Origin of the sequence: Silvimonas sp., from assembly GCF_031291215.1 — a bacterium.
Classification (GTDB): Bacteria; Pseudomonadota; Gammaproteobacteria; order Burkholderiales; family Chitinibacteraceae; genus Silvimonas; species Silvimonas soli.
In genome coordinates this window covers 1-7,914 of the sequence record NZ_JARLJK010000143.1, presented here as the reverse complement: position 1 = coordinate 7,914, position 7,914 = coordinate 1, and the positions used below count along the sequence as shown (strand labels likewise).

The 7,914-nt window shown below is 55.0% G+C and carries 7 protein-coding genes; 6 read left to right on the top strand and 1 reads right to left on the bottom strand.

Annotated elements, in window-relative coordinates; translation table 11 throughout:
• The 6 genes from P4L78_RS19215 to P4L78_RS19190 all read left to right on the top strand — a co-directional run.
• Window positions 1–385, top strand: a 385-nt coding sequence (locus P4L78_RS19215; RefSeq protein ID WP_309329980.1) for a tetratricopeptide repeat protein, incomplete at its 5' end; no start/stop codon positions are given.
• 504 nt (window positions 386–889) lie between these two features.
• Complete coding sequence (locus tag P4L78_RS19210) at window positions 890–2,599, top strand: hypothetical protein (RefSeq protein ID WP_309329978.1); 1,710 nt, start codon at window positions 890–892, stop codon at window positions 2,597–2,599.
• The gene (locus P4L78_RS19205) at window positions 2,596–3,150 is read left to right on the top strand and encodes a glycosyltransferase family 9 protein (protein ID WP_309329976.1); all 555 of its coding nucleotides are present in this window, start codon (window positions 2,596–2,598) and stop codon (window positions 3,148–3,150) included. Before P4L78_RS19210 ends, P4L78_RS19205 begins: the two co-directional genes overlap by 4 nt.
• A gap of 4 nt (window positions 3,151–3,154) precedes the next feature.
• The gene (locus P4L78_RS19200; RefSeq protein WP_309329974.1) at window positions 3,155–4,852 is read left to right on the top strand and encodes a glycosyltransferase; all 1,698 of its coding nucleotides are present in this window, start codon (window positions 3,155–3,157) and stop codon (window positions 4,850–4,852) included.
• Window positions 4,853–4,914: 62 nt separating this feature from the next.
• On the top strand, window positions 4,915–6,054 hold the full coding sequence (locus tag P4L78_RS19195; RefSeq protein WP_309329972.1) for an AGE family epimerase/isomerase: 1,140 nt from the start codon (window positions 4,915–4,917) through the stop codon (window positions 6,052–6,054).
• A gap of 224 nt (window positions 6,055–6,278) precedes the next feature.
• Entirely contained in the window at window positions 6,279–7,460 is a 1,182-nt protein-coding gene (locus tag P4L78_RS19190; RefSeq protein WP_309329971.1) for a class I SAM-dependent methyltransferase, read from the top strand.
• A gap of 162 nt (window positions 7,461–7,622) precedes the next feature.
• On the opposite strand, the gene P4L78_RS19185 is transcribed toward P4L78_RS19190, so the two are convergent.
• On the bottom strand, window positions 7,623–7,914 hold a 292-nt coding region (locus P4L78_RS19185), incomplete at its 5' end, for an HAD hydrolase-like protein (RefSeq protein WP_309329969.1).

The following is a 7,914-nucleotide window of genomic DNA, read 5'->3' as shown; positions in this document are numbered from 1 at the left end:
TCTGATTGCCAGGGGAAACGCCGCGAGAAACCGCAAGGACTGGGCGGAAGCGATCAGAAATTACACCAAAGCGCTTGAGATTTGTCCCGACATTGGCAGCCTTTGGGTGCAATTGGGCCACGCATTCAAGGAATTCGGCGCGTTGGCCAAAGCAAAAACAGCCTACTCGCGCGCCGCGGAATTTATGCCACAGAATTCGGATCTCCAATTACAGATTGGTCACCTTAACAAGATTAGCGGAAACATTTCTGATGCCGCTAGATATTACTGCATTGCACTATTTTATGATCCTGACAACAACGATGCTGCGCGGGAGCTTAAAAATCTGGGACATTCAGGTGATGTTGTCCGAATGCGAGCGTTTCACGGCAAAAGTAAGGTTTAAGGTCAGGGTCATGACGCCATGCCCGGATCAGCGCCGCAGGACACAGTTGATTGCCTTACGGGCGCCCCCTTCTGTCGCGACCACGCAGCAGATAGGCAGTCCTACTGAACAGTATCCCGGATCAATAAATTTGCGTTGGTCGAAGCTTGGGCTAAAAGCCAGAGCATGAAACAGGCTGCCCCACCCAATTGGCTTCTTCCTTCCTGCCGACTTGGCGAATCGCATGGATCGTTCCACCTGGCTAACATTGGCTCGACCCTATCAGACCTTCGCATCGGGCGCCGTTTCGGACTGATCTTCCCCTTGCGGTTGGCACCCGCCTTACCGGTTTATCGGTGTTGCGGGGGCGCGCATTGACGTCAGCCATCAACCTGAACTGGGACCAGCGCAATTCCTTGTTGAGTTCATCCAAGGCCTCGCCAAACCTGTCGAGCCACCTAACCAAAAACTTTCCGGGGGATTGGGGCCACGTCCCGCCCTCCAAAGATTGATGTGAGCCGACGAATGCCCCAACTTCGCAACCGAAAATCGATTTCCGGCCGCGCGCTCAGCAAATATGCCCAGCGCTTTGCCCCGTCCATTCCTGTCTCGACCCAACGCGCGCGCAATATATCTGATTGCGAACAGAAACCCGGTGGCAAAGGCGCAACATTTGAAACCGTCATCCCCGAATTTGCGCAGGCGCTTGTCAATGGCGATGTGGTCGACCTGATCCTGCCCGGGGCGGACGTACCGATCGAGCGCGACGGAATAACCCGGACTCAGGCGATCCTGCTCGACCCTGATCAGCCGCACCTGACGGCTGAACGCATCGCCTATGGCTGCCGGTACTTGCTGATGCGGAATTTGCTCCAGAACGTGAAGGATTATCGCTCACTGCTCAGGACTTCGTTCGCACGCCTGGCAATCGACGGCTGGCTGTTGATCACCGTGCCCCACCAGTTTCTGGCGGAGCGCAAGTTTCGGCTGCCATCGCGCTACGGCTCAAAGGCGTTGCGTTTCTATACCCCCGCTTCACTGGCCGCCGAAATCGAAGAGGCGCTCGACATCACGCAGTATCGCATTCGTTTCCTGCAGGAAGACGATGCGCTGTATGATTATGGAAGACCGATCCGAGATCGCCCTGAAGGCCATCAGCGAATCATTCTCGCCTTGCAGAAGATCAGCCGCCCGGCATGGGCTGACGAGATGGACCTTGGCGACAGCGTGGAAGTGCCCTACGATCGAAATGACCGCATTCTACCTGCCAACTTGGCGCCGGCTGTCACGCATGTTCTCGCCTCTGCGCCCGCAACGATCAAATCTATCCTTGTTATAAAGCTGGATCATCGTGGCGATTACCTGCTGGCGCAGCCCGCCTTGCGCCAATTGCGCGCGCGCTTTGCGAATTCGCACATCACACTGGTGTGCGGAACATGGAACGCTGGCGACGCGCAGTCCAGCGGACTGTTCGACCAAATCGTGCCATTCAATTTCTTTGGTGAAGATGCCTCGGCCAAGCGGGAACCCAATCGTGAGATAGCGGCTCGGCAATTTGCAGATCTGATGGAAGGCCACTCCTTTGACCTTGCCATTGATTTGCGCTTTTTTGACGATACACGCCATCTTCTTTCGCTCGTGCGCGCCAAGTATCGGGCCGGTTTTGATGGCTTAGCCAATTTCAGCTGGCTCGATATCAAACTCAACCTACCCTCCCCAACACGCGACGGCCAGGCCACGCAGGGATTCTGGCCATCAGAGGCGTTTTCGTGCCATGAACGCCACCGGGTCGACGGTGCGATCCTATGCGCCTTGCCGCCAAAGCTCAGCGTCCGGAACGAACTTGTTGTGTGGGGGCCATATGCCAGTCTGGAGGCCGGGCAATACGAATTGGTTGTCCAGGTCGACGCGCGCGCGCGCGGGCGCCACGTGATGGTGGACGTGGTATGCGACCAAGCGCAGATCACGTTGTTTGTCGGCAAGATCAAAGTTGACGCCAAAGGCGAAGGGGTGGTTGGTCTTCATGTACCGGACCACCTGCACGGCGTTGAACTGCGGGTTTATTCCCAACGTCCATTTGAACGTGGCTATCGTTTTCGCGGCGTCCGTTACCGGAAAATGGGTTCGATAGTTGGTGTTCATCAACGCGAGAGCATGATGTTGCTGGTTGAACTGGTCGCAATGCGCTTGCAATTGCCATATTCGCAAGATCAGCAGAGAGATGACATGCGATGACAGACAGCAATGCGCCGATCATTATTGCGCCCTTTGCCAATGAACGTCTACGGGAATGGCCTTTGGCCAATTTTCACCGGTTTATCGAACTCGGACTTGCCGACGGGTACAGCTTTGCCATTTCGGGCACTTGGGCGCAGCGTGCTCTAGCCAACACGCTGGTCCGCCCGTTTCCGGCGCACCGCGTGCAGAACCTGTGTGGCACGACTGACTGGCGGGAAATGCAGGCACTGCTTGGCCGGGCGCCGTTTGTCGTAGCCAACAATTCAGGCATCGCACATCTTGCCGCCGATCTGGGGCAATGGCTACTGTGCCTGTTTGCCGGATCGCACAGCTGGATGGAATGGATGCCACGTGGACCCAAGGTGGTGACCGTCGCACGCATGCCGGCATGTTCCCCGTGCCACAGCGAGCGATGCTCAAATCAACGCGATTGCATGGTCAATCTCACTGGAGATCTCGCTTATAACGAAATCATCTCGACCATTGCCGATTACAACGCTGCCCGAGGGGCCCCGGTGCAAATCCGATCCACCGAAATTTCGGGATAAGATTGTGATTATTTATTATTTTATTCACACCGTCGGGCGAGATACCGGCAATAGCGGCATTCCGCGGGTCTCGCGCAACTTGGGATCTGCGTTGCAAGCCATGCCCAAGGTCACGCTTGTCCCGGTACGCTGGGATGAAGTGACATCCAACGTGGTTCACGTCGAACAGGCCTATCACGACGTCATGCGGCTTCATGGCGGCCCTGATTTCGGCCTGGCGACCAAACCCGGCACGGCGGTCCATAACGATTCCGAATTCGGTAATAGCCCAGCATGGCTGCTTGTGCCCGAGGCACCGCATCTGGGTGGACGGGAAGGCGATTTCGGGCCAACGCACCTGCCATTCCTGTCTGGTTATGCGCGCCTGCATGGTTTGCGCACTGCGGCGATTTTTCACGATGCCATGCCAATCACCCATCTGGGAAAACTGAACGAGCGGTCGCGTGATGCGCTGAGTCTCATCATCTACACCATGGCCTTGGCGGCATTCGATGTGGTTTTGCCAGTTTCGCACGCGTCTGGCGAGGAAGTGACAGGACTGTTCGGGCGCTATGGGATTGCATGGCAACCGGAATCGCGCATCTTTGAACCCGTGCTGTTGCCAGAGGAACTGAAAGGACAAGATCGGCTTGCCTTTCTGAACAGCCCCGCCAATCACGGCAGTCGGCATCAGGAGTTCTGCATGTGGGGCACCATTTTTCCCCATAAGAACCAGCTAGCCGTGATGGAGGCGTTCAATCTGCTTTGTCAAGCGCGCCCCGACCTCGATCTTGTGCTCAACCATGTCGGCTCAATCGATCCTGCCTGTGTTGGATTGGTGGGCCGGTGGGTCAGGCGTTCGCAGGGTCGGATAAAGCTGCACGGCTTTGTCAGCGATGCTGAATTGATGGAGCTAATCCGCCGTTCGCGCGCCACAGTCTTTGCCTCGCGCGTCGAAGGGTATGGACTTCCCCTGGCAGAAAGCCTGTGGCTTGGCCGCCCTTGCATTACGTCGCAAATTGCCCCAATGACTGAAATCGCCGCTGGCGGCGGCGCGGTCCTGGTCGATCCGGCTTCGCCGGTCGATATTGCTCGGGCGATGGAACGTGTTGCGACCGATGACGTATTTTTTGCCGGTCTTCTGAATCAGTTGCGACAACGTCCGATGCGGACCTGGAACCAGTACGGAACTGCTGTGGTCGCCTTGCTCGCCAAGTTTGCAGATCGCACCGACGCCGCGTCGGCACGGCCGCAGCCTGCCTATTACACGCCGGGACAGCGTTCCTGCGCAAAGTTGAACATGGAAAGCTTTGTCTTCACCGCCCACGACATGCAATTTGGCAAATACCTGACGGCACTAGGATCGGTTCGCAAAATTGGCAGCATATTTGAATATCGCAATGCGGTCGATACAGCAGGTCCAGCGCGCTCTCCCGCCGACCTCGACAGAAAGAACATTTGCTTTGGGCCCTACTATTCCATGGGGCCCGGTGAGTACCAGTTGCGGATCGATGGCGTTTTGCAGGGTACTTGCTATTTGAAGATCACGTCGGACGAAGGCGTCAACACGTTGTTGGACATCAAGCTCGACTCATTGGCCGGCACGCATGTGGTCATGGCACCTCGGGGTGTCAATAAGCTGGAGATTATCCTTCTGGCATCCCCGGCACTCCAATATCTCAGGATTGAAAGCTTCAGCCTCACGCGCTGGCATGATTGCTGATGCGGTTCCCTCGTTCGCTATCTTGCCGCCATCCTCACTGATCATTCGAGTGGCCCACGTCCATGATTGAGTTCCCGATTTCTTGTGTCCAGACTTCGCCTGTCGTCGCCCAAGCCGCGTTGCGTCATTGGTTGCTGGGCCAAGCAGCACCGCTTTGGTTGGAGCACGGTCTTGATCGTGCGCGCGGCGGCTATTTTGACCAACTCGATCCAATCGACGCATCAAATAGCTGTAATTACAAGAGATTACGCGTTACTTGTCGGCAAGTTTTCGTTTTTGCAACGCTCGATGAGATGGGTGTTGGCGGATCCAGGGAGGCGATGGATCACGGTCTCGCATTTCTTTTTGGGCAACTTCGTCATGGCGATGGCGGATTTGTGCGGACGGTTGACCTTGATGGACGGGTGCTGGATGAGCGGCGCGATCTTTATGATCTGGCATTTGTCATCTTTGCCCTGTCTTCGGCTTACCAGCGCAGCGGCGACAGTTTCTACGCCGGAGAGGCACATCGCCTGCTGACATTCTTATATGAGGCCATGCTTCATCCTCGCGGTGGATTTGTGGAAAGCCTGCCGCCATCCCTTCCGCGTCGCCAAAATCCGCACATGCACCTGCTCGAGGCATGCCTGGCATGGCTGCCGATCAGCGATCAACCGGCGTATCGCGACACGATTGGCGACATTTTGGACCTGTTTGGCCACCATTTCTGGTCAGAGAACGATGGCTGTCTGTTTGAATATTTCGAGGATGACTGGGCGCACAGCCTTAATCCAACCCAGCGAATCTTTGAGCCCGGACACCACTTTGAATGGATATGGTTGCTGGAACAATGCCGTGCATCTGGCTTAGCTGTGCCAGACAGGCTGGAATCGCTCAGAAAAACGGTGCTCGCGCTTGGTTTTTCAGACCAATCCGGTTTGCCCTATGCTGAAGTCCATCCCAACGGCCTGGTGGCCGATGCGAACTGCCGCCTATGGTCTGTCACGGAATGGCTGCGGGTCAGCACGACCGCTCTTTCACCAGACCTGGACCGCCCGCTTGCTCAATTCTGGCGCTTTCTTGACGCGCGCCGCCCAGGGTTCTGGGCCGAGCGCTGGGACGCAAATGCGCAGCAATTTCCGCAAGAGAATGTACTGGCGAGTTCGTTTTATCATATTCTTACCGGCATTCTCCCCCTGATCAAAGGGTGCGGCACATTCTGAAGGCGAATGTGAAATGATGCCGACCGCCAGACGTTACAAGCGCCACACCGGACCACCGCTGGATCGCCTATCGTGAGACTTGACATGGATCGGTTATTTGGACCTCTTACTGCGTCATAACATGACGCACCGCGTTTAAATTTTGGGCGGAACGGCGTCAAAATAGTTAGTTCTACAAAAATTATCCCCGCCAAGGCCCATAAACGGTATTTTGGGAGACAATTATGGCTCTGTCCAATGATCTTTTGAACACTATCGCCAATGATGCATACCATCCATTAAATGATAGTGTAATTTGCAAATTGTGCCAAGGTAATTCTGTTTTATTTGGTACGGTTGACTTTAACAAATCATGTAACAACTACAAATTTTCACGCAGCAATATTGCCGTTCATTATTTCCGATGCGACGAATGTGATCTTATTTTTACAGACTTTTGCGACAGCTGGACGGGTGAGCAATTTTCCAGGTTCATTTACAATGACGAATACGTGCTGGTCGACCCCGACTATCTCGGCAGTCGGGCACGCAACGACGCGGTAATCTATGCAGATATCTTCGCGCCCGCAAAGCGTCTCATCAGCATTCTTGATTATGGCGGTGGTATGGGCGTGTTCGCGCAAAGCTTGCGCGAAATGGGGTTCGACCATGTCGCGACCTATGACCCGTTTACCAACCCAACGCGACCGGAGGGTAAGTTTGATGTCGTTACAGCATTCGAAGTAATAGAACATAGTGCGCGGCCACTTTGGACTCTCGACGATTTGTTGTCACTGGTAGCTGACGGGGGCTGCCTAATCGTAGGGCAAAGCATGCAACCACCCAATATTGCTGATTTGCGGTGTGATTGGTGGTATGTCGCGCCCAGAAACGGACACATAACGTTCTATAGCCACCGGACGCTTGAAAAATTTGCGGCATCGCGCGGCTTGGTTTATCGCTATACGACGAAAGGGTCGTTCGTGCTGCATGGCCTGGATATCTCGCCGACGACTCAGATGATCCTTGATAGCATGAAGCCGAGCGTGCAGTTCCTGAGGATCGGCGCGCCTGCGAAGGATAGCGCAGGCTGGCACAGTATCGAAAGTGATGGTTCTCGACTATTTCGCTGGACGGGACTGGCTGAGACTGTGCTTGGGGAGCTCGATTTTGTCGAGGGCAGAAACTATATCACGCTCAGCACAATCATGACGATAGAGCCTTGTTTTTTGGACATGAGTTCACTTAAAATCGGCACCGACTTAGTGCCACTTGTCGGCAAGGATGGACAACTTACTGCGCATTATATCAGCCCGATGACAAGGCGCTGCTGGGTCAGCCTCGTGACACCGCATCCGATAAAACCAAAGTTTATAAACCAGGATAGCGCCGATGAGCGCGAATTGGGGTTGGCGCTATCAATCTGATCACACTCGGCAGACGATTGCCTTGGTTGTCGATAAAATCACCCCTGCTTTTGAATTTGTATCTTCGACCCTGCCAGTCGCCGGAAATATGCGCTAAAGATGCTTCTTGGGTTGTTACCTTGACTTATAAGTACACGCGATCATGACCAGCAAAATTCGCCTTCACGACGAAGGCCGTTTGCAGACCGTTGCCAGGACGGAATCGACAAATTCGTCAATCCGGCCCCCGGCAAACAGATAGCCCGGAAGATTAGCCGCCCTTGCTGCCTCAATGTCGGTGACATTGTCGCCGATCAAGAAACTGCGCACGATTTGCGTAGGAAACGATTTCAACGCCTTGAGCACCATGCCCGGTTTCGGCTTGCGATCTTCGTGATCCTGGCGCCAGGCATCAAGCGGGGCATCGGGATGATACGGGCAATAGAAAAACGCGTCGATCCTGCCCCCGCGGGCG